This is a genomic window from Pseudohongiella spirulinae, assembly GCF_001444425.1.
Lineage (GTDB): Bacteria > Pseudomonadota > Gammaproteobacteria > Pseudomonadales > Pseudohongiellaceae > Pseudohongiella > Pseudohongiella spirulinae.
Genome location: NZ_CP013189.1, coordinates 3,158,199 through 3,180,087 on the forward strand (window position 1 = coordinate 3,158,199; position 21,889 = coordinate 3,180,087).

The 21,889-nt window shown below is 54.2% G+C and carries 28 protein-coding genes; 5 read left to right on the forward strand and 23 right to left on the reverse strand.

What is annotated here, in order from left to right:
• The first annotated feature begins 25 nt into the window (after window positions 1-25).
• Window positions 26-346 (forward strand): 2Fe-2S iron-sulfur cluster-binding protein, encoded by a 321-nt coding sequence (locus PS2015_RS14460; RefSeq protein ID WP_058022892.1) that lies wholly within the window; start codon window positions 26-28, stop codon window positions 344-346.
• Window positions 347-358: 12 nt separating this feature from the next.
• Window positions 359-1,624 (forward strand): cytochrome P450, encoded by a 1,266-nt coding sequence (locus PS2015_RS14465; protein WP_082628165.1) that lies wholly within the window; start codon window positions 359-361, stop codon window positions 1,622-1,624.
• Between the two features lie 308 nt (window positions 1,625-1,932).
• Here PS2015_RS14465 and PS2015_RS14470 read toward each other — a convergent pair whose 3' ends face one another.
• Genes PS2015_RS14470 through PS2015_RS14480 form a run of 3 tightly spaced genes read right to left on the reverse strand, consistent with a single transcriptional unit; the run spans window position 1,933 to window position 4,234 of the window.
• A complete protein-coding gene (locus PS2015_RS14470) occupies window positions 1,933-2,829 on the reverse strand; it encodes a PstS family phosphate ABC transporter substrate-binding protein (RefSeq protein ID WP_058022893.1) in 897 nt (298 codons plus the stop codon).
• A 2-nt stretch (window positions 2,830-2,831) separates the two neighbouring features.
• Window positions 2,832-3,056: a hypothetical protein gene (locus PS2015_RS14475; protein ID WP_058022894.1), complete on the reverse strand. Its 225-nt coding sequence runs from the start codon at window positions 3,054-3,056 to the stop codon at window positions 2,832-2,834.
• A 26-nt stretch (window positions 3,057-3,082) separates the two neighbouring features.
• Window positions 3,083-4,234, reverse strand: coding sequence for a Na/Pi cotransporter family protein (locus PS2015_RS14480; RefSeq protein WP_058022895.1), 1,152 nt, complete (start codon window positions 4,232-4,234; stop codon window positions 3,083-3,085).
• A 144-nt stretch (window positions 4,235-4,378) separates the two neighbouring features.
• Here PS2015_RS14480 and PS2015_RS14485 point away from each other — a divergent pair, with 144 nt between their 5' ends.
• Together PS2015_RS14485 and PS2015_RS14490 are read left to right on the forward strand one after the other, a co-directional pair.
• Window positions 4,379-4,789 carry a CHASE3 domain-containing protein gene (locus PS2015_RS14485; RefSeq protein WP_169792331.1) on the forward strand — a complete coding sequence of 137 codons (411 nt, stop codon included), beginning with the start codon at window positions 4,379-4,381 and terminating at the stop codon, window positions 4,787-4,789.
• A 32-nt stretch (window positions 4,790-4,821) separates the two neighbouring features.
• The gene (locus PS2015_RS14490; protein WP_156412759.1) at window positions 4,822-5,004 is read left to right on the forward strand and encodes a hypothetical protein; all 183 of its coding nucleotides are present in this window, start codon (window positions 4,822-4,824) and stop codon (window positions 5,002-5,004) included.
• A gap of 77 nt (window positions 5,005-5,081) precedes the next feature.
• Here the strand turns inward: PS2015_RS14490 and fabV are convergent, their stop codons facing one another.
• From fabV to PS2015_RS14555, 13 genes are read right to left on the reverse strand one after another with little or no spacing between them, the layout of a single operon-like run.
• Complete coding sequence (gene fabV, locus PS2015_RS14495; RefSeq protein WP_058022898.1) at window positions 5,082-6,278, reverse strand: enoyl-ACP reductase FabV; 1,197 nt, start codon at window positions 6,276-6,278, stop codon at window positions 5,082-5,084.
• A 16-nt stretch (window positions 6,279-6,294) separates the two neighbouring features.
• Window positions 6,295-6,780 carry a GNAT family N-acetyltransferase gene (locus tag PS2015_RS14500; RefSeq protein ID WP_058022899.1) on the reverse strand — a complete coding sequence of 162 codons (486 nt, stop codon included), beginning with the start codon at window positions 6,778-6,780 and terminating at the stop codon, window positions 6,295-6,297.
• A gap of 54 nt (window positions 6,781-6,834) precedes the next feature.
• A complete protein-coding gene (locus PS2015_RS14505; RefSeq protein ID WP_058022900.1) occupies window positions 6,835-8,394 on the reverse strand; it encodes an ABC-F family ATP-binding cassette domain-containing protein in 1,560 nt (519 codons plus the stop codon).
• Window positions 8,395-8,398: 4 nt separating this feature from the next.
• Entirely contained in the window at window positions 8,399-9,682 is a 1,284-nt protein-coding gene (locus PS2015_RS14510) for a M20/M25/M40 family metallo-hydrolase (protein ID WP_058022901.1), read from the reverse strand.
• Window positions 9,679-9,972, reverse strand: a complete 294-nt coding sequence (locus PS2015_RS14515; RefSeq protein ID WP_156412760.1) for a hypothetical protein — start codon at window positions 9,970-9,972, stop codon at window positions 9,679-9,681. Before PS2015_RS14515 ends, PS2015_RS14510 begins: the two co-directional genes overlap by 4 nt.
• A 10-nt stretch (window positions 9,973-9,982) precedes the next feature.
• Window positions 9,983-10,747: an SDR family NAD(P)-dependent oxidoreductase gene (locus tag PS2015_RS14520; protein ID WP_058022903.1), complete on the reverse strand. Its 765-nt coding sequence runs from the start codon at window positions 10,745-10,747 to the stop codon at window positions 9,983-9,985.
• A gap of 3 nt (window positions 10,748-10,750) precedes the next feature.
• Window positions 10,751-11,275: a GNAT family N-acetyltransferase gene (locus tag PS2015_RS14525; protein ID WP_335338244.1), complete on the reverse strand. Its 525-nt coding sequence runs from the start codon at window positions 11,273-11,275 to the stop codon at window positions 10,751-10,753.
• Complete coding sequence (locus PS2015_RS14530) at window positions 11,256-12,140, reverse strand: mechanosensitive ion channel domain-containing protein (protein WP_058022904.1); 885 nt, start codon at window positions 12,138-12,140, stop codon at window positions 11,256-11,258. The genes PS2015_RS14525 and PS2015_RS14530 overlap by 20 nt, the downstream gene beginning before the upstream one ends.
• Before the next feature lie 4 nt (window positions 12,141-12,144).
• Complete coding sequence (locus PS2015_RS14535) at window positions 12,145-12,849, reverse strand: aspartate/glutamate racemase family protein (protein WP_058022905.1); 705 nt, start codon at window positions 12,847-12,849, stop codon at window positions 12,145-12,147.
• Complete coding sequence (locus tag PS2015_RS14540; RefSeq protein WP_058022906.1) at window positions 12,846-13,880, reverse strand: asparaginase; 1,035 nt, start codon at window positions 13,878-13,880, stop codon at window positions 12,846-12,848. The genes PS2015_RS14535 and PS2015_RS14540 overlap by 4 nt, the downstream gene beginning before the upstream one ends.
• Complete coding sequence (locus PS2015_RS14545; protein ID WP_058022907.1) at window positions 13,877-14,698, reverse strand: hypothetical protein; 822 nt, start codon at window positions 14,696-14,698, stop codon at window positions 13,877-13,879. Before PS2015_RS14545 ends, PS2015_RS14540 begins: the two co-directional genes overlap by 4 nt.
• On the reverse strand, window positions 14,695-15,366 hold the full coding sequence (locus PS2015_RS14550; protein ID WP_058022908.1) for an SDR family oxidoreductase: 672 nt from the start codon (window positions 15,364-15,366) through the stop codon (window positions 14,695-14,697). Before PS2015_RS14550 ends, PS2015_RS14545 begins: the two co-directional genes overlap by 4 nt.
• A 30-nt stretch (window positions 15,367-15,396) precedes the next feature.
• Window positions 15,397-15,675, reverse strand: coding sequence for a DUF167 domain-containing protein (locus PS2015_RS14555; protein WP_058022909.1), 279 nt, complete (start codon window positions 15,673-15,675; stop codon window positions 15,397-15,399).
• A gap of 67 nt (window positions 15,676-15,742) precedes the next feature.
• Here PS2015_RS14555 and PS2015_RS14560 point away from each other — a divergent pair, with 67 nt between their 5' ends.
• The gene (locus tag PS2015_RS14560; RefSeq protein ID WP_058022910.1) at window positions 15,743-16,468 is read left to right on the forward strand and encodes a serine protease; all 726 of its coding nucleotides are present in this window, start codon (window positions 15,743-15,745) and stop codon (window positions 16,466-16,468) included.
• A gap of 20 nt (window positions 16,469-16,488) precedes the next feature.
• On the opposite strand, the gene PS2015_RS14565 is transcribed toward PS2015_RS14560, so the two are convergent.
• Genes PS2015_RS14565 through PS2015_RS14595 form a run of 7 tightly spaced genes read right to left on the reverse strand, consistent with a single transcriptional unit; the run spans window position 16,489 to window position 21,889 of the window.
• Window positions 16,489-17,061, reverse strand: coding sequence for a YbhB/YbcL family Raf kinase inhibitor-like protein (locus PS2015_RS14565; protein WP_058022911.1), 573 nt, complete (start codon window positions 17,059-17,061; stop codon window positions 16,489-16,491).
• On the reverse strand, window positions 17,058-17,690 hold the full coding sequence (locus tag PS2015_RS14570) for a hypothetical protein (RefSeq protein WP_058022912.1): 633 nt from the start codon (window positions 17,688-17,690) through the stop codon (window positions 17,058-17,060). Before PS2015_RS14570 ends, PS2015_RS14565 begins: the two co-directional genes overlap by 4 nt.
• Window positions 17,691-17,695: 5 nt before the next feature.
• Window positions 17,696-18,547 (reverse strand): ABC-type transport auxiliary lipoprotein family protein, encoded by an 852-nt coding sequence (locus tag PS2015_RS14575; RefSeq protein WP_058022913.1) that lies wholly within the window; start codon window positions 18,545-18,547, stop codon window positions 17,696-17,698.
• Window positions 18,544-19,458, reverse strand: a complete 915-nt coding sequence (locus tag PS2015_RS14580) for an MlaD family protein (protein WP_058022914.1) — start codon at window positions 19,456-19,458, stop codon at window positions 18,544-18,546. The genes PS2015_RS14575 and PS2015_RS14580 overlap by 4 nt, the downstream gene beginning before the upstream one ends.
• A 6-nt stretch (window positions 19,459-19,464) precedes the next feature.
• Complete coding sequence (locus tag PS2015_RS14585) at window positions 19,465-20,229, reverse strand: ABC transporter ATP-binding protein (RefSeq protein ID WP_058023415.1); 765 nt, start codon at window positions 20,227-20,229, stop codon at window positions 19,465-19,467.
• Between the two features lie 2 nt (window positions 20,230-20,231).
• Window positions 20,232-21,347 carry an MlaE family ABC transporter permease gene (locus tag PS2015_RS14590; RefSeq protein ID WP_058022915.1) on the reverse strand — a complete coding sequence of 372 codons (1,116 nt, stop codon included), beginning with the start codon at window positions 21,345-21,347 and terminating at the stop codon, window positions 20,232-20,234.
• Window positions 21,347-21,889 carry a pyridoxamine 5'-phosphate oxidase family protein gene (locus tag PS2015_RS14595; RefSeq protein ID WP_058022916.1) on the reverse strand — a complete coding sequence of 181 codons (543 nt, stop codon included), beginning with the start codon at window positions 21,887-21,889 and terminating at the stop codon, window positions 21,347-21,349. Before PS2015_RS14595 ends, PS2015_RS14590 begins: the two co-directional genes overlap by 1 nt.

Below are 21,889 nucleotides of genomic sequence, written 5' to 3' on the forward strand. Positions count from 1 at the left end.
AGTTGTCGATAACTCAGGATCTACAATGGCAAAGATTACCTACATTGAATTCAATGGCACCGAGCATGTGATTGACGTTGGCAGCGGCGAGAACGTGATGACTGCCGCCATCAAAAATATGGTACCGGGCATAGACGCCGACTGTGGGGGCGCCTGCTCCTGCGGCACCTGTCACGTCTTTGTGGATGAGCCATGGCTGGACAAAGTCGGCCCGCCCGGCGAATTTGAGGAACCCATGCTGGACCTGAATCCTGACCGGGCTGCCAACTCCCGACTGTCCTGCCAGATTGAAGTAACAGAAGCACTCGACGGGCTGATCGTCCGAATCCCGGAATTTCAATTCTAACAGGAGCACGATATGGACAGCGCAACAGCCACATCCGGATCGCCGCCCAAAACACGCAGCCTGGTTGGTCGCGATCCCTGGACCACCCCGCTGGACGAAATTGATCTGGCACACCCCGGCATCTGGCAGGCCAACGAATTTCTGCCCTTTCTGGACCGGCTGCGCCGGGATGACCCCGTGCATTACTGCGCCCACTCGGCAGTCGGCCCGTATTGGTCGGTTATGAAGTATCAGGACATTATGGCGGTGGAGGCCAACACGGCCGTGTTCAGCTCCGAGCCCACCATTGGTATCGTTGATGTGCTGCCGGAATATACGCTGCCAATGTTTATCGCCATGGATCCGCCCAAGCACGATGAACAACGTAAAACCGTGCAGGGTGTCGTGGCGCCAGCCAACCTGAAAAATCTGGAAGGCCTGATACGCCGTCGTGTCTGCACCATCCTGGACAATCTGCCGCTGGATGAGGAATTCAACTGGGTCGATCGCGTCTCCCGCGAACTGACCACCCAGATGCTGGCAACGCTGTTCGACTTTCCGTTTGAGGACAGACACAAACTGACCTACTGGTCAGACGTCGCCACGGCTATTCCCGGCGCCGGTCTGATCGACAGCTATGAAGAAAGCCTGGTGATTCTCAAGGAATGCCTGTCCTACTTCAGCCGACTGTGGCAGGAGCGCGCCAGTAAGCCACCAGGCAACGACCTGATTTCCATGCTCGCGCATGGTCCAGCCACTCGCAATATGCCGCCCATGGAGTTTCTGGGCAACCTGATACTGTTAATTGTGGGTGGCAACGACACCACCCGCAACTCCATCAGTGGTGGCGTGTTGGCACTGAATGAAAACCCGGATGAATACCAAAAGCTGCGCGACAACCCCGCGCTCATTCCCTCAATGGTTTCAGAGATTGTGCGCTGGCAGACTCCGCTGGCCTATATGCGCCGCACCGCCACGCAGGACTCCGAGCTGGGCGGCAAAACCATTCGCAAAGGCGATAAAGTATTGTTGTGGTATGCCTCGGCCAACCGCGATGAAGACGCCATAGAACACGCCGACCGTTTCTGGATTGACCGGCCGCGGGTCCGCCAGCATCTGTCCTTCGGCACCGGTATCCACCGCTGCATGGGCAACCGCCTTGCTGAAATGCAGCTACGCATTCTGTGGGAAGAGATCCTGCCGCGCTTTCACAAAGTTGAAGTCACTGGCGAGCCCAAACGCATCTACTCCAGCTTCGTGAAGGGCTATACTGAGCTGCCGGTGCGCCTGATCAAGTAACGCTGGGGACGGAGGCGGTCTACGTCCCCATTGATTGCTTCGTTCTGGAGCGGGCTGGGAGAGGGTGGTAGCGACGGGAACCGGCCATCTTTTTTCCCCGGCCACCCGGCGGGGGGGGAACTCGACCTCGCGGCTTTGCCGCTCGGGACTCGAACAGTCCCGCCCGCTTTTCGGGTGGCCGGGAAAAAAAGAAAACATGGCCTGAAAGGTTCCCGTCGCTACCACCCTCTCCCAGCCCTGGTGCCAATCGTCTAGCCCTGGGGACGTAGACCGCCTCCGTCCCCCGCGCCACAACCGCGCCCCCAGCGTTACAGGGCTTGATACTCTTCTGGCGTCAAAGGCAGGTAGCCTGTGTTGTGGACCCATTGAGGAAGTCGCTGCAAGAAATGCTGCAGAAATAGCTGCATGACATGGTATTTGTCGCCATCTGATTCTGCGTAGCGACGCACGTATATAAACAGGGGCCTGGTGAGCGGTATGTATTCTCCGGCGCGCACGGTTTCCAGGCTTGGAAAAACAGCACCATTGCCGCCATCAACTGCCAATAACCGGAGCTCCTCCCAGTGCCGATGATACGCGCCCAGACCAAAGAACCCGATGCTACCCGGGTCGTCAGCAATCCCGGCCGCCAAAAATTCTTCGTCCTCGCTTGCGACATAATCCTGGCGGCTGCTTCGTAATGCACCCAATTGTTCGGTGAAAAAATCGTAAGTCCCCGAGTCCTGTCCCCGCCCGTAAAGATTCAACTCCGTGTCCGGCCATTGAGGATCAATCTGCTGCCAGGATCTGATCACACCTTCGCTGGAAGGTGCCCACATCGTCTGTAACTGAGAAATCGTTACACCATCAACCCAGGTGTTGCGCCTATGTGTGACGATTGCCACGGCATCAAGAGCAATCTGATATCTGTCGAACGCTATCCCACTGGCATGGCATGCGTCGATCTCCTGAGTATTGATAGGCCGCGAGGCCGCGTTAATATCTGTCTGCCCGGCACAAAAATCCAGGAACCCAGCGGTTGTCCCGGAAAAATCGACCTGGACAGCGTATTCGGGATGCTCGGTCTCAAACAGATCGGCACCATAGGAGACTATCGGGAATACCGTACTGGAACCATCGATGACGATATCCGCATCACCTTCACGGGAATCCGACGAGCAGGCTGCCAACACCAAAATGATCATTGATAACATCACTTTGTACATGATCAGCGATCCCCCGCCTGGCCTGACCACTCTTCCTTCAAGGTCTGCCAGAACGTTTTCAGGTTATGGAACTTATCTTCAACCAATATAAATTGCGCATCCAGGTGATCGATCGCCTCGTGCTGTTCGCGCTCTATATCCTTATTCAGCTCGGCTTCCAGCCTGCTCAATGCCTCACGCAATTCAGCGATTCTCTGTTGCTTCTCTTCCTTGCTCAAGTCAGACATATTGATTTCTCCCAAGAATCAGTCCGTTAAAAAATCTGGCTGACCGCAATGGCCGAAAGTGGCAACAAAAAGAACACGCCAAGAATGTAGGCTACAACATACAATTTATTCAGCAATGCCAGTCGTGCCAGATTCTCAGCCATCAGCAATGGGATGTTACGCAACAGCGGGATTCCGAAAATAACCAGAATCGCCAGAAGATTAAAAAACAGATGAACCAGTGCAATCTGCAACGCCAGTGTGGCCATCGGACCGTGGATCGCCGTTGCAGCCAGCAGCGCAGTGATGGTCGTACCGATGTTGGCCCCTAGTGTGAATGGATAGACCTGACGCAAGGAAAATACACCATTGCCCGCCAGCGGAACGATCAACGCCGTAGTGGTGGAAGACGACTGCACCAGAACGGTCATGACGGTTCCCGAGGCGATGCCAGCCAATGGCCCTCTCCCAACTGCGGCATGCATTACATCCTTGGCTTTACCAACCAACAACGTTCGAAGAATACGGCCTATGCGCGAGACAACAAACAGTATCAGGACAATGCCCAGCACAATCAGCGCCAGGCCCGAAAAGATCCCCGGTAGCCATGAGGTTACCAGGTCCATTGTATTGCCCGCTGGAGCCAAAATCATTTTCATGAAATTGAAATCGCTGACACTGACACTATTATCAGAAACGAGTATCTGCGCAAAAAATCCAGAGGCGCGCTCCAATGGCTGAAACACTATCTCCAGAGGTAGCAGGAGAGCAACGGCCAGTAGATTAAAGCTATCGTGCACCGTTGCGGCCGCAAACGCCTTGCGGAATTCATCGCCATTGCGTACATGCCCCAGACTGACCAGTGTGCTGGTCAACGACGTGCCGATATTGGCTCCCATAGCCATTGGTATGGCTATCGAAATCGGCAGGCCGCCTGCAACCAGGCCGACAATAATCGATGTCACCGTGCTGGAGCTCTGAATTAAAGCCGTTGCCACGAGACCGACAATAAGCGCCACGAAAGGATTCGAAGCAAAGCTGAACAGGTCACGGGCATTGTCGCCGGTCGCTGCCTTGAATCCGTCGCCGATCGCACCAACTGCCGCCAGCAGCAGATAAATGAGCAGGAGCACCATCAGCCAGGATTGCCAATGAGATGCTTGCGACTGCCTGGATTCAGTTGCAGAAACGGTTTCCACGCCCAGTACTCCTGAAGATCTTATTTAATCTGAGCGTGACAGAAAATTGTGACGTTGGTGTGAAAACGGCTGATATCCGAATTCACGAATCTGCAAAAATTGACCTTTATGCTGTCTGACCCTGGTTCCGATCAGGCCTTCAGTATGAAATCACGTCGAGTCTCTTTATCGCACCACTCGCTGACCTCCAAACTCATCGCTGGGTTCGCGCTGATCCTGCTTGTTATTCTGGTCCTTATCTCTGTGACACGATTGAGCCTGAGCAATATTGACGCCAACGTCGATGCAAACGTCAGCAGCTATCAGACCCTCGACAAAATCAGCACTCTTCTATCCAGCGTACTGACCATCGAGTCCGGTATGCGCGGCTTTGCACTAACGGGTAATAATATGTACCTGGAGCGGCTGGATGAAGGCTCACTTAAAATAAAAGAGGTGAATGCCTCGCTGTCTGAATCTGACGCGCTGAATGCGGAGCAGGTGAGTCAGCTGAGTGAGTTTTTCAATATTTATACGGACTGGTTTGCCAATGATATCGAACCCATCATAGGATAGCCGAGGCGCGTGACAAAGAGAAAATGGATCGCATGCATGACGTTCTGGACAACATGTACATGCTTGAAATGGGCGGCCGGGATATCCGCCTGCAGGACATGGACATCAGCCAAAGCAATGCCGTGACAGCTCTGATAGTGTTTGAACTGTTCGCTATTTTCCTTGCCTTGACGGTAGCTGTCGCGCTGTCGCGATCAATAGCCTGCAACAGTTAGCCAGCAGCCTGCAGCGTCATATCTCTCAGTTCAAACTGTGACGCGGGGGACGGAGGCGGTCTACGTCCCCCGCGTCATCAGGCCTTGAAGTCGACCTCGGTGGCGACGTCGGCTTCGTAGTCTACATCACCGCGCTCGAACCCAAACAGTTTCAGGAACTCGTGCTTGTAGCCGGCGTAATCGGTAAGATCAAACAGGTTGTCGTTGTTGACCTGCTCCCACAATTGTTTGCACTCAGACTGCACATCGTCACGCAGCTCTTTGTCATCCATGCGGAAGCGCGCGGCATCGTCCAGATCGAAGGACTTGCCGTCAGTGCGATAGAGCTGCTCGCTGAACAGGCGATTGAGTTGTTCGATAGTGCCTTCGTGCAGACCCTTTTCTTTCATGACTTTATAAACGAGTGCGATATAAAGGGGCATCACGGGGATTGCAGCTGAGGCTTGAGTGACTACTGACTTGAGTACAGCGACGTTAGCTCCGCCCTGGTACTTTTGCGCCAACAGTTTATCCAGTGCATGCGCCGCACGATCCAGATCTTCCTTGGCCTTGCCCAGCGCGCCATGCCAGTAGATTGGCCAGGTCATTTCAGTGCCTATATAACTAAAGGCCACTGTTCGCGCACCTGGTGCCAGGACACCCGCTTTATCCAAAGCCTGCATCCAAAGCTCCCAATCCTGCCCGCCCATGACGTCGATGGTGTCGGCTATTTCCTGCTCAGTGGCTGGTTCTACTTCTGCGTGAATAATCTGATTCTTGTTGGTATCAATCGCTGTCGACTGGTAAACCTCCCCAATCGGCTTTAACACTGAGCGTTTTACTTCGCCAGTGTCCGGCATTTTGCGTACCGGGGATGCCAGCGAGTAAACCACCAGATCGACCTCACCCAGATCCTGCTTGATGATATCGATGGCCTGCTCACGAACTTCATTAGAGAAGGCATCGCCATTAATGGAACGGGCATACAACCCGGCGTCTTTAGCTTGCTGCTCAAAAGCCCAGGAGTTATACCAGCCGGCCGTGCCGGGCTTGGTCTCGGTGCCGGGCTTTTCGAAAAATACGCCGAGAGTAGCGGCCTGATAGCCAAACGCCGCAGTGATTCGCGCAGCTAGCCCGTAACCGCTGGATGCCCCGATGACCAGCACCTTTTTGGGCCCGCTGCCCTGTCCGATTGCCTGGCGTGTGACATCGATCTGTTCACGCACATTGTTGTAGCAGCCGCCAGGATGGGTGGTTGTGCAGATAAATCCACGGTATTTGGGTTTAATAATCATAAATTGTCCTCAGTTATTATTCGCCTGCCGCAAATTGCGTCAGGGCATCGCCATCCAGACGATAACGTATCCATTCCGCCTGTGGTTTGGCGCCAATGGATTCGTAAAACTCGATGGCTGGTGTGTTCCAATCAAGCACGCTCCACTCAAATCGACCACATTCCAGCGCCACAGCCTCACGAGCCAGATATTTTAGCAAAGCCTTGCCAGCACCTGCTCCCCGATACTCATGCGACACGTAAAGGTCTTCCAGATACAGGCCGTTTTTACCCTGCCAGGTGGAGTAGTTAAAAAAATACACAGCAAAGCCAACCACCGACTCGCCGATATTGCAGATCAGCGCCCTCACGGTTGATCCGGCACCAAAGATCGACGTACGAATCTCATCGGGCGTGGTGACCACCTCGTGTTCGGCCTTCTCGTAGATCGCCAACTCTTTGATAAAGTAGAAGATTGTTTCCGCATCATCCGGCACGGCGGGCCGGATCGTTATTTCAGACATGCCGCTCTCCTGTTTCGAAGGCGCCTAGTTTAACAGACTAATCAGCGCATCGGCTCAATCCAGCGCCAGCTCATGGGTAACACCCACGGCCTGCACAAAATCCGGGTCGTGCGAGACCAGCATTAGCGTGCCCTGATAGTCATGCAGCGTCTCCTCCAGCATCTGCAGAGACTCCAGATCCAGGTGATTGTCAGGTTCATCAAGCAGCAGCAGATCCGGGGGATGATGCCGGCCTGAGACAGACAGCAGAGCCACTTTCAATCGTTCGCCGCCGCTCAGCATCCTAATTGGCAGCAGTGCCTTGTCTGCTCGCAAGCGCAGGCTGCCCAGCCATGTACGCCACAGCTCTGCACTTACTTGCGGATCTATTGCCGCAAGATTATCCAATGCAGACAGATCCGGTTGCAGAAAACTGAAATGCTGGTCCAGATACAGACAACTGCCACGCAGCTCACAGCGGCCTCCAATCGGCTTTAAGCTACCGGCGATCACTTTGAGCAAGGTGGATTTACCAGTGCCATTGGCGCCGCTGATCAGCCATCGCTCACCACTGTGCACGGTCAGGTTGATCAGTGCCTTGTTCTGAACAAAGGGCAGTACCAGTTGCTCTGCGTGTACTACAATGCCCCGCTTGCTCCCGGAGACCGGCGCTACCAGACGCTGGGCACGCAAACTGTCACGCAAGGATCTGGCGGCCTGCAGGTCCGCACTTAAAGCCTGAGTGCTGCGCTGTTGCCGCGCGACTTCTCTGGCCTGACTGCCAGCCGCTTTCTCTGCCTTGAAATCCAGCAAAATCTTGCCCTGCGATCCATCACGCCGCTGGCGTTCTCCCTGTTGCCGGCGCCGTGCCGCGCGCTGCTGACTGAGTTGCTGTTCCTGTTTCAGCCTGCGCACTTGTTTTTCAGTATCGAGTACCTGCTGTTCGACGGCATCAACCATCAGGGATTTTTGTTGCTGATAAAAATCGTAGGCACCACCATAAAGTTGCAGCCCCTGCCTGCTCAACTCAAGAATCTGATGTACATGACGCAATAAATGACGATCATGGCTCACAACCAGTGCGCCGGCCGCATGGTGCACAAGTTTGTCAATCAGCCAGTCACGCCCCCGACGGTCAAGATGATTACCGGGTTCATCCAGAAGCAAAAAATGATCCGGTTTACTGAACGCCACGCACAACATCAAACGAGTCTGTTGACCACCGCTCAAGGTCTGAACAGCAAGCCCAAGGTCGGTGGGCAGATGAGCAGACTCAAGCAGGCTCTGCCAGATTGCAGGTTTGTCCCAATGGTCGGCCAGCCGTTCAATGTCATCCTCATGTGGATGTCCCTGCTCGACCCTCACAAATGCGTCAAACAGCTCAGCGACACCCAACGCATCAGCCAGTCGCGCGAAGCCATCGGCCGCGAACTGATCAACATGAAGAAAAGGAACATGCCAGGTCACACTACCATGTATTGGCTGGAGCTTGCCCGCAAGCAACTTGAGCAAAACTGATTTTCCGGCGCCATTGGCACCCACCAGACCCGTCAGGCCCGGTGGGATGCGCCCGGTCAATCCTTCAAGAATATCCGGGCCGAAGGCAAGCTCATGAAAATTAACCGGATATTGCATCGCATCACAGCGGCGCTGTCCCCCGGGAAACGTCAATAATCATGCGGCTGAGAAGATAGAGACGAGGAATGACAGAATCCAGATCCACATACTCAGCATTGTTGGAATGAGCACCAAAGCCACGTAAGCCAAAACGCTCAATAACGGCCGTATCCGTACCCAACGCAGCAAATGCCGCGTCAGTACCGCCGCCCTCAGCCTGCTCATTCACGGTCAATTCCATACCTATTTCACTATAGATACGCTGTGCATGCCCGGCCAACTGACGAGCGCCATCTCCAGGCATTAACGGTGGTCGACGATTTTCAAACTCAACAGTCACCTCGGTGTCCGGAATCAATTTATTGACAATACGTTCCTGAATTCTGTCTTCCAGACGCTGGAAGTCTTCCTGCCTCAGCATACGCACATCGGCCGTCATGGTCGCCAGATCCGGAATCACATTTCGCGTGGTGCCTGACTGCGCTACCGTCCAATTTACTTTCAAGCCGGTTTCCGGTTCTGAAAGATCACGCAACTGCAGCATCTGGTGCGCCATTTCATAAAGCGCGTTACGCCCCATTTCCGGTGCAGCGCCGGCATGTGATGCGCGACCGCGTACAGTCAGCGTGGCTGCACCGATACCGCTGGTGGCCAGCGTGAGGGAGTCATTGTCGATACGCGAGGGTTCTGCTGAAAACACCACATCATGCTCAGCGGCCATACGAGTAATTGTTGAGCGTGAGCCTGGCGAACTGATCTCTTCGTCGCCATTGATCAACACGGTGAGCGTACCGTATTCATCAAAGCCCAGATCTTGCAGCATGGCAAGGGTATGAATGATCAGTGCAACACCCTGTTTGTCATCAGAGATGCCCAGACCGTAGGCCAGATTGCCGTCGATGCGAAACGGCTGATCGGCGATCATGCCACGCGGATAAACGGTATCCATGTGGGCAATCAGCATGATGTTCTTGTCACCGCGCCCCCGAAACCTTGCATGCACCATCGGTCCAATCTGTTCCGGCGTATCAAACATGCGATAGACATCCTGATTGGCATCCAGAATTTCCACCTCACCGCCCAACGAGCGTAATTCTTCAGCAATCAGATCACCGAGCCGAACCAGGCCCTCATAGTCCCGGCTGCCCGACTCAATTTCAACCACACGTTGTAGGGTATCGATAAAGGCAGGTTTCTGCGCTTCCGCAGCAGCAAACACCCCCAAATCCGGCTGCTGTGCCTGCAACAGGGAATGACCGAGCAGTGCCATGCATAACGCCATCAAACACAACATTCTTTTTTTCATGAAAGCCTCATTCCGTTCTTTTTCAGATACCAGATTGCCAGCGGAAACTCGAGCGCCAGATAAGAGAGCAAGGTAAACCAGAACCAGTTCAGCGGTACGCCAAAAACCCGAAACTCCAGTCCGCTGCCCATATAAAGAGAACCAGCAACAATCAGCGCCACAATGGATGCCAGCAGATCATTCAGCGCCATCTTTTGCAGATTATCGCCAACGAGTCGCGGGAACAACAAAAAATAGGCCACAACAAGGATAATGCCGTTGATGGCGAGGATGGTCATTGGAGGTGGCATATCGACGATCCTAGTTCCTTAGGTAAGAAGCACCGTTGGCGTCGATTATAGCGCCAGTGAGGTATTCAGCATTATCACTGGCCAGGAAAGCGACGATGCTGCCAATTTCATCCGGTCTGCCGACCCGCCCCAACGGTGACTGGGCTGCGACACCCTCCCATCCCTGAGCAGCAATGCGCGGCGAGGCAGCCGGTGTTTCAGTCCAGCCGGGGGCCACAGCGTATACACAGATTCCGTGCTGACCCAGTGCCAACGCCAGGGACTGAGTGGCAGAATTCAGCGCAGATTTTGCCGCCCCATAAGCGGGTGCCGCCGGTTCGCCACGAAACGCACCGCGCGAGGTAATATTGATGATACGCCCGGCGCCCGCATCTTGCATGAACCTGCCTACCAGAAAGGCCAGATTGACGGGTGCCTGAAGGTTCAGCGCCATACTGTGTTGCCAGGCCTGTTGCCATGCAACGTAATCATTACTGTGAATATCCTGCTGCGTATATTGACCGGCGGCATTGACCAGCACATCAATGCGACCCAGTTTATCGCCAATTTCTGTGACCATTGCCTGTGCCTGCGACGGGTCGGCAACATCCGCCTTGAAAAGCTGATGCCCGTTCCCCGGCAAAGCCGCCAGCATCGCGTGGGCTTCCTGCTCGCGGCTGCGGTAGTTGGCAGCAATAATGAACCCTTTGGCCGCCAGCGCTTCAGCACAGGCTTTGCCAATGCCCGTGGCAGCCCCGGTCACCAGCGCCACTTTGTGCACCTGTTGATCTGTCATAAACTAGTCCTGTGTAAAAATCCTCTGCCAGTAGCCGACATCCAGCCACTGCCCGGCCTTAAAACCAATCTCGTTGAATCGGGCAATCTGCTTCATGCCCATCTTTTCGTGTAATGCCACGCTGGCATCATTAGGCAGACAAATGCCACCCACTGCAGAATGGATACCGGCCGCCATCAGCCGTTCGAACAGCGCGCTGTAGAGCATTGTGCCCAGGCCATTGCGACGCAATTCCGGGTCAGTGTAGACAGTGGTCTCTACCGAAAACTTATAGGCGGCCCGCGTCTTCCAGCGCACTGCGTAGGCGTAACCGCTGATCGCACCGTCAGAATCTTCCGCCACAAGCCAGGGCAAACCGAGCCCCTGGACATCACTGATGCGGCTGGCCATTTCAATTTCCGGTACAGCTTTCTCTTCGAATGTCACAACCGTGTTGAGCACATAATAATTGTAGATATGTGCTATCTGACCCGCATCGCTGGCACGGGCATCGCGTAAAATTGTCTGCTTAATTTCCGGCTTCCTCACGGTTTTCTTCTGCTTTTTGTTTTACCGAGAAATCATTCTGCAATAACACCTCAGTCAGCATGGATTGCTCTATAAACCCTCGCTCTCCCGATTTGGCAGGTACTCTCACCACCAAATGAACCTCGCCTGCGGTCGGGACCTGGATGGTAACTCGGGGGTCGACTGAGGGCACCTCCAGACCACGACGGATACTGACTTTGTTCATGTAGCGGCGCACCTCTTCCAGGTAGGATGCGCAGTGGCGCTGTGCTGAGGCCAGGAAAGCCTGCTGCGCACCATGCCAATCTTCTTCGCGCTTGAACGGCACAGTAAATACATGAAACACATAATCGTGAGTGAAACTTTCGTTGATCAAAGGCTCAGAAACAAACAGGGAATTTGGAATGATTGTTGTTCGACCGGTACGCTGGTGAGTGATTTTACCCGGCCCTACCTCCATAATGGTTGTTGCGAGCAGATTCTGATCGATCACATCACCCCGGAAGTCCTTGATCTGAATGCGGTCTCCGAGATCGAAAGAGCGCGCAGCCGTTTTTACCAGAGAGCCAATCAGACAGAGTATCAACTCCTTGGTCGCAACAACAAAAGCAACGGCAATGGCAACAATGGACAGCGCCAGCGTGCGCAATTCTTCGCCCCAGATGATGATCAGTCCCAGCGTCAGCAGCAGCAACAAAGCGCTGCGCGACTGCACCATCCAGCGACGCCTTACTTCTGTCACCGGCACATGTTTGGCCAGATAACGGTTGATCAGATTGCGAAGCGCCAGAATAGCAACAATCAGAATCAGGGTGCTGGCCAGCAGACTCAACATTGAGTCTGACAGAACAAGATTACGGACGGTTATCTGGATTTGTTCCCACATACTGCTATCCATTCTCATCACACTCAAGGGCGTACTGAACGGCTATTTTTGCATGAATCTCAGTGGTGTCATACAAGGGCAAAGGAGAGTCCTGCGCTCTGACCAGCAAACCTATTTCGGTGCACCCCAGTATCACCGCCTCGGCGCCTGCATGCTGCAAATCGCGAATCACCTTCTGATATTGCTGGCGTGATGACTCGCGAATCTGTCCCAGGCAAAGTTCGTCGTAAATGACCCGGTTGACCTCAGAACGACCGGCATCATCGGGAACCACCACAGTCAGGCCCCGCTCAATCAGGCGCTGCTTGTAGAAATCCTGCTCCATGGTAAATCGTGTGCCCAGCAAGCCGACGGTGCTGACACCTTCAGCCAGCAGTTTATCGGCAGTTGCATCGGCTATATGCAGGAGTGGCAAAGAAACTTGCGACTGGATCTGCGCAGCCACCTTGTGCATGGTGTTGGTGCAGATAAGCATAAAATCGGCGCCCGCCTTTTGCAGTCCAGCCGCTGCATCAGTCAACAGCGCGCCGGCTGCCTGCCAGTCGCCGACATGTTGCAATTGCTCTACCTCGGCAAAATCCACGCTGACCAGAACAATTTTTGCGGAATGCAGCCCACCCAGGCGCTGCTTAATGCCCTCATTGATTAGTCGATAATAAGTCACGGTCGATTCCCAGCTCATGCCGCCCAGCAGACCAATTGTTTTCATAAGCTCATCTCTCCTGATACAGGTCGCTGCAGTTCACGGGTGATCTGTGCGGCATCCAGGCCGCAGGCAATCAGGTAATACAATTTTGTCACCGCAGCCTCGGGGGTCAGGTCACCGCCACTGATGGCGCCTGCACCGGGTAATCCGCTGCCTGCCGCATAACGATCAAAACTGACTACCCCATCCAGCGGCTGGGAAACTACCAGCACCACAATGCCGCGCTTGACGGCTGCGCGGATTGCGTCCATCAAAGCCGGATCACGTGTTGGCGCATTACCTGAGCCATAGGCTTCCAGTACCAGACCACGTAAAGATGGCGCAGAACAGATTGCATTAAACAGATTCGCACTGATGCCCGGAAACAGCCTCACCATGGCGACCGAATCGTCGGCAGGCGCTTGCAGCGGCCGACTGGCCAGGCGCTCCCCATGGGTCAGTCGGCGACTGCCCTGAAATTCGATATCAATGCCTATTTTGCCCAATAATGGATAACGTGGCGAGTCAAAGGCATCATAGGCCCGGGCTGAAATCTTGGTCACCCGATTACCGCGCATAATACGCGAACCGAATACCACGCAAACCTGAGCGAGTGAGCCTGGCATCGTGCAAGCGACTTCGATAGCAGAAATCAGATTGGCACGTGCATCACTGCGCGGAAATCCAAACGGCAATTGAGCACCGGTGACGACCACCGGCTTGCCCCAGCGACGAATAAAATAGCTCAAAGCTGAGCTGGTATATGCCAGGGTATCCGTGCCATGCAGCACCACAAAACCATCATAATCGTCATAGCGTTTTTCGATATCGATAGCCAGTTTTAACCAGAGCGCCGGCCGCATATCCGAACTGTCAATCAAGGGATCATAGGCTAGCGTCTCGAGAATCGGCGGCTGCTGCTGAAACGCCGGGCCCAACTCCACGAGACTGCGGATTTCCTCCGCCAGATCTGCCGCTGGCGCAAGCCCTTCGCGGGTCTGCTTCATGCCAATCGTACCGCCGGTATAGATAATCAGAATACGCTGACCCATCATGCCCGCCCACCCGGCGGCCTGAGACTATAAATAGCCCTTTGCTCAATAGCACACACGCAGCGTCCGTTATCTGCGCGGAACAGATTGAACTGGCAATCCGCAAACTCATGTCCTTTCCTGCTGAATAGCTCCAGAATTCGCATTTCACTGATCAGCTGAGTACCAAGCGGCACTGCTTCGAAATTTTGCGAACGAGTCTCAAGGTGTACCCACGGGTTCATACTGGCCACGGCAGCAAAGTGCCGGTTGGCACACCCAAGAATAAACGACATGTTTGCGAAACCACCGCTACTGACTGCGTCATCAGTGCGCAGCAAAGCAGGCATGTCTGCCTGCGAGCGGAAGTATCGCGCCATTTCATGATCTGCAGACCACAAAAAGGCTTTTGCCATACATCCCCTGTCTTGCAGCGACAACATGGTTTCATAACTGGCTTGCGGGCCCAGATAATGATCAGGCATGACCGGATCACCACGGCGAGCAGTATCGGCCGGAACGGCGTCTACCTTGAGACTGACAATGGCGTTTGCGTTTTTTTTACCATCACTGTTCAGTTCTGCGCTGTAGCTATCACCGTTCCATTCAGAATGAACTTCGAATTCAGCTTCATCGTAGAGCGGCGAGGTGACAACAACATGTGCATGACCATGATTAAGCCAGTCAATGCCCCACTGCTCTATAGCCGGCTGCATCAGATAAGCCGATACTGTCACACCTGGCACCAGAGCGCCTGAAAATCCGTATTCCCGCGCCAGTTCATCTGAATGGATTCGGTTATCAGAATCAGGCACCTGGTTGTAGGCAACACCTCCGATCACGCCCAGCCTCCGGACAATGGAAATACCTGCCCAACGTGGCAATTTGCGGCATCGCTGCACAAATAGGCTACCAACGCCGCGTCTTCTTCCGCAGTAACCAGTCTGCCCAGCGGTACCTCGCGCTGCAACCGCGCCTGAAAACGCGGATCGGCCTGCACTGTATCGGGGAAATACGTCGGATTATCAACAAAATTCTGGGCAATAGCATTTACCTGGATACCATGTCGGGCCAGCTCGACTCCGACGGCCCGCGTGTAGGAAAGTTGCGCCCCGCGAGCTGCGCTGTAGGTTGACGCCCGTTTCATGCCTCGCTGCGCTGACGCGCTGCCCATGATCAGAATTTTCCCACTCTGCCTCTCTATCATTTGAGGTCCGACCGCAGCAAGCAGTCGAGGCAATGGGTGCACAAGTGCCTCAAAAACCGCAGTCCATTCCTCCTCATCTACATCAACGGCCGCCGTTGATGGGGCTGGTATCGCCAGATTGGCGATCAAGACATCAATCTGCCCGGCTGCAGAGACGACCTCCCTGACTTCCTGCTTATCGCTCAAACGCTCATAACTGGGGATAACTTTTGCCCCCAACTTGCCGAGCGATTCAATCAACACTGGCCCCATAAAGGCGTCAGCGTGCGTCAACAGCACTCGTTTATCTTGTAGTGAAATCATTTAACTGTCCTGAGCTTAGCCATCTATAGTCTATTGGTGCGGTTTCAGCGGTAACTTTCTGACGATATCGTCGAACGTAGCCCCTTGAATTTGAACACGTTTATGCTGATTAGCATGTCCAGCGACAATTACCACGGCTGCCTGCGGCAACTTGAGGTATGTCGCAAGAAGCTTTTCGACAGCCCGATTCGCCTTGCCCGCCTCAGGTGCAGTTGCAACCTTTACTTTCAATTCTTCGCCCAACCAACCGGTTATCTGGTTTCGGGATGCTCCCGGAATGACTTTAAGACTTAACACGACTGTACTCATCTTGAACTCATCGACTAGGCGGTTGATTTGAGAAGTTTATCATGGGCGGCCGCCGATTCACCCTCCTATGGGGTCAACCAACATAAACTCACTGTCTGACAATGCGAGTATTGTGGACGCTGTACGTGTCATTGTGCACCCGGATTACAACCCGGACCCTGAGTCCAGTTCGAATACCCACGATTATGATATCGCATTGATTGAGTTGAGCAGCGCTGTGTCAGCGCCCACGATCCGGCTGTACACGGGCACTGTCCCGGCCAACCTTCCTGTCATCGCTGCTGGATGGGGGGCAACAGTCGGCGACGGCTCAGCAGCGTCTGAAGAGCTTCTGCATACTCAATTACAGACGATTAACAGCAGCCGCTGTGAAACAGCACACGAGGGATCGATTACCGCTAATATGTTCTGTGCCGGTGGCTACACACCAACTGACACATCTGACACTTGCCAGGGTGACAGCGGCGGGCCTCTATTTGCAATGATGGGACAGGAGGCGCTTCAGCTTGGCATTACCAGCTTTGGCGGCAGTGAAACTTCGAATTGCGGTACGCCAGGATCTCCGGGGGTCTATGCATCCGTGTCCGAACTTTATGGATTTATTCAACAGCACGTGCCGGAAACCAGCGTGCTTAATTCAACAAACAGTATAACGGTTGCCTATAACGTTTATGACGAGCAGACCGAGTCTGTCAGCATTCCGAAAGTCTATGGTGACGGTCTGAATTATTCAGTGACACTGAAACATCTCGGAGATTTCAAATTTCTGGTCGAGATGGCGGACTACCCCTAAAGTCCGCCAGCAATGACGAGTTACTGAGGACGGTGGAACCGACCAATATAGACTGACTTGCCCAGCACGTGGCCTTCCATTGCCGCCATTACGCGATCCCGCGTTTCCAGCGGGTCATCGCTGGGCTCGACATTCAGTTGCGTATCCAGTGCATAGACCTCAAACATATAATGGTGCTTCGGGCGCACCGCGGGCGCGCCGGGACCACGATACACGCGCCCGGTTGCACTGATCTGCCAGGCGCCATTGGGCAATCTATCGCCAGCCGGTTGATCCTCTGCCAGACCCGTTGCACTGCCCGGAATATTCCAGACGACCCAGTGCACCTGCGTGCGCGTGCCGCGATTGGGTGCAAAGTCCAGATCTTCCATATTGACTACAAAACTCTGTGTGCCGGCAGGTGCGTTCACCCAGCTCAGTGCTGGTGACGTGCCACCGCCCGGAGCGGCACCGGGCGCTGCCTGAGAGAATCGCACGGGAATGTCGCCGCCGTCCTCAAAACCATCCACGGTCAGCACAAAGTTCTGGGCACTGGCCTGACTCATCAGTCCCAGTGCAAATATCATTGGCAATACATAACGTCGCATTATCATTGTTGTTCTCCTTTTGGTTTTTCATTAATTGGGTCTTCCCAGTCACAGCGCACCTTCTGAAGCTCGTTACGCCATGCCTCGGCATCGCCGTAATCAAGAAACTTTTGTTCCCGGTCGTGCAAACCCTTTACCCTTACAGCATGTTTGATAGGACACCAGAATTGTTCGGTGCGGGCAATCACTTCACGCGCGTAAGCAATCAAGCCGTTTCCATAACCACAATACACACAGTTGATCTTCTGGATAGTATTTAAATAGGGCAATTTATGACGGTCGATCACCACATATTCACTACGCACGACACGTGGCACCTTATAGACACGAAAGCATATATGTTGGTAAATGGTGATTGTCAGATCCAGCAAAGCCAGAGGGATTAGCATGCCGTAGATGATCGGCGAAGTCAGAATTGTCAGCCAGGGAGCTGAAAATATGTAGCGCAGGCTACCGACGCGTTGCTTTTTCTGCAGCTTACTGACATTACGATCAAAAATAACCTTGCCACGTTGCAGGGTATAACTGAACTGCTTGCGTTTGCCCTCCAGCAGACGATCAATCTCGGCTTCCAGCTCGTCCCTGGTCTTTTTCAAGCGATCGAGCAGGTCGTCTAATCGTTGCTGGTGACTCATGTTATTTACCCTTTTTCAGCGTGACAATGGATGGGTGCCATTCTGCCTATTTCCAGTGTCAGCTCATCACCTTTACCGACTACCGTGTTGGGACCATTGGAATAACGAAAACCTGAGGCGCTGGGCTCTTGCTGTAACTCTATGGTGTTGCCATTACGAACCAGGACGGCAACACCCTGCATTGGAAAGAATCTCAGCTCAATGTCACGATTATCATCGCAACTAAAACTGACCCTGCGTTCGGCCGTTGACTCTCCAACAGCTCCTGGTTGACCGCTGTTGATGGCCCAGTCAATCAATTCTGCAGCCAGGGTATTAGCCGCTGCGCCAAGTGCAACCACGGCTGCCCCGGCGTGCGTAGCACCGACGGGCTCATACGCGCTAAAGCGACGACTGGCCACTATCCGGCGGTCTGATACATTAACCAGACGGGCATCAAACTGAATCACCGCCTGCGGCTGCGAGCCCGACTGATCAATATTGAAAGCCCTGAGCATGCCACCCAGCTCAAACTGAGCCTGTAATCCATCACTGGCAGCACTCAGGCTGCCGACCCTGCCATCGCGCCAGAATGCATCCAGCAACCAGTCGCGCCACAGCAGAGGGGTGGCAGCCACCCAGCGCACATCGGCGTAGGCCTGCAATTGCTGGTCTTCGCGCATGATCAGCAGGCGATTGCCGCCCAGCGCCTCACTGGTCGACGGGCGATCCACACGCAAAGCCGATAAAGCCTGCCCTTCCGTAGCGGTTGTAATGGCCGGCGGCGGCAATTGGTAAAGGTCGAAAGGCACCCGCTCAGGCAGCACGGTACAGGCAGATGCGGCCAGAACTAACAGTATGCAAATCAATCTGCTCATGGTTGATACTCCCTGATCTGGTCGTTGCCCAACACAAAATTGGCCGGATCGTCGGCCAGTCGACGAGTGATTGAGTCGATTGTAGTCAAAATACTTCTCAAATCCCGGACCGCCGGCCCCAGCTCGTTCAGGCTTTGCATGCCTGCCGTGACAGCCGGCGAATTCTCAGTGAGCAGACTATTCAACTGCGCCGTTGCCTGTTGCAGTTCATCCAGCGTACCTGTGACCCCTTCATAGACAGTATCTTCATAGCGTGACATCTGATCATTGATCCGGGACAACAGGGCGTTGAGTGACTCGCCGCTGGCAGCCAGGCTCTGGATGCCATCTTGCAGACTTTGCTCCTGCCCGGCCAGCGCATCGGTCAAGACCACCACATTGTCCAGCACCCGCGAAACTCGGGCGGCGTTTTCCTCAGATAACAGTGTATTTGCCCGCTCCAGCAGATTGGAAGCGCTCAACAGTATTTCTTCGCTGGTCAGACGTAATTGCGCCAGTGACGAAGGCGAGGCCTCTATTACCGGAATCCCATTATCTGATCGCAGCAGCGGACTTTCAGGCAAGCCTTCCCCCAATTCAATTGCAGCGGCACCGGTAATATTCAGAAGTGTCTGCCTGGCAACGGTGTCAACTTTAATCGGCGCGCTGGCCAGCACCCGAACCCGGGCTCTTACCACCCGAGGATCAACAGGATCCAGCCTCAACTGTTCAACTTCCCCGACCCGGATTCCGCTGTATTGCACCGGGCTGCCCACCGACAAGCCAGATACCGGCTCGTGGAACATCACCTCGTAGTAATTGACCTCGCGCTCAGAACCCGCACCGGTCACCCACAAGGCAAACAACAACGCACCGATCCCCGTACCCAGAGTAAAGAGCCCAACCAATATGTAATGCGCCCGGGTTTCCATAATGCTTTAATCTTCCTTCAGCCGTGTAGCGGCCAATTGGGCCGCACGCCCCCGCGGACCGTGAAAATACGCCTGAATCCAGGGGTCGTCTGTAGCAGCCACCTTGTCCAGGGTATCGTTGACCAGCACTTTCTTCTGCGACAACACCGCCACTCTGTCGCAAGCTGTGTACAGCGTATCAAGATCGTGGGTAATCAGGAACACTGTCAGCCCAAAAGCATCACGGACAGTCATCAATAGCTGATCAAATGCAGCGGCACCAATCGGATCAAGCCCCGCTGTGGGTTCGTCCAGAAACAGAATATCGGGATCGAGTGCCAATGATCGCGCTAATGCAGCCCGCTTGACCATACCGCCTGACAGATCGGCGGGATAAAGATCAGGCGCATGCGCCGGCAATCCGGTTAAAGCGATTTTTACTCGAGCAATTTCGTTGGCCTGCCTGCGCGCCAGACCTGCTTTTTCGATAAGTGGCAATGCCACATTCTCCAGCACGGTGAGCGAGGAATACAAGGCACCCCGCTGAAACAAGACACCAATCCGATGCACGGTATCAGCATCGCGCCCCAACAAGCGAACTTCACCCGCGTCGGGTTTCCGCAGGCCGACTATTGAGCGCAGCAATACCGACTTGCCGGATCCCGAACCGCCGACCATACCCAGAATTTCACCCTTGTACACATCCAGATCAAGATCCTTATGCACGATATGTGAGCCAAAGCGGTTCTCCAGGCCCCGGATCTGTATGATGGGTTCAGTCCGACGATTCACCTCTACCACCCCATCTGCATAAAAAATAAAGCGGCTACGGCATCCAGCAGAATTACCGCAAATATTGACTGAACGACCGCCGAGGTGGTGTGCTCACCGACTGACTGAGCGCTGCCCGCCACTTTGAGCCCCTCAAGGCAGCCTATCAGCGCAATCAACACCGCAAATATCGGTGACTTGCTTAAACCCAGCAGGATATGGCGAATGGGAATCTCCTGCACAATCGCGATATAGCGCGCCAGAGAAATATCCAGAGTCAGCAGCGAGACGACCGCACCGCCCAACATGCCAGCCAGAATGGCGAGAAAGGTCAGCAGGGGCAACACAATCACCAGGGCCAGCATGCGTGGCAACACCAACAGCTCCATGGTACTGAAGCCCTGAACGTGCAAGGCATCCAGCTCCTCATTGATTTTCATGGAACCGATCTGTGCCGTGAACGCGCTGGCCGTTCGGCCGGCCAGCAGAATTGCCGCCAACAACACGCCCAACTCTCGCATAAAGGCGTAAGCCACCAGGTCAACCGTATAGATCGTGGCGCCAAAATCCCTTAATACGGTTGCCCCCAAAAAAGCCACCACGGCGCCGACCAAAAAGTTCAGCAACAATACAATTGGCACTGCATTCAGTCCGGCCTGATGTATCTGCGCAACCAGGGCCGTGACCCGCCAGCGCCACGGACGCGGTAATAATGAGAAAAACGACAGCAGTGCTTCACCCAGAAAGCTCAGAAATTGTAATACCTGGCGCCAACCACTCATCACCTGACGGCCGAAGTGCTCAAGGCCGTCACCAAAGCGCCATCGTTTTGACGGCAGATTGCCGGACTGATCAACAAGTGCTTGCGCGACCGTATTCAGCAAAGCCAGGCGCTCATCCGACAGACCGCGACTTTGCGGCAACAGCGCCAGTAAACGTTCTGCTCCCAATAAATTAATCAGTGCGGTAGCGCCGGCTGTATCCAGAGCAATCAGTTCTGATGCATCAATAGAAGTAGTATCAGTGGACCCATCCAGCCGCAATGTTCTGAGCAGCGAATAATCTGCCAGCGTCCACTCGCCTCGCAGCCGGAGCAAGCCGTCGCTGCCTATTTCCAGAACATCAGCCTGCGCTTTCATTACTCATTGATACCTGTATCCCTGCCATCCAGACTGAGTGTATTTTTTTCCTGCCAGTATTGTCTGATGCCATCTCGGCCGCGCTTGTCGGCCCATTTGGTCAAGGTTGGTCGCTCTCCTGTGTAGTCATAAAACGGCACAGCATAACCACAGGACGTTTGGACCAGCGTAATATTCAAGACAAAAATCTGCCGTGCACCGGTGTAATCCGGAAACAATGCAGACAAGCCTGGCCACTCTGCATCTCGCGCGTGTATGGTCCGCGCCTGCCCGTACAACCGCAGAATCAGTGGCTGACGTTCAAATGAACAAAACATGACTGTCATACGCGAATTTTCAAGCAAGTGCGCCGCTGTTTCATTGCCACTACCCGTCAGATTCATCCAGGCAACGGTATTGGCGTCGATTATTCTGAAGGTGTCAGTTCCCTTCGGCGAGACATTCACATGCCCTTCAGCCGCCGCAGTGCCAACAAAATAGAGATGCTGATCAGCAATAAAATCCATGTGCTGCTGGTTCAGGTCGGGAAAACGTTCTGCCAT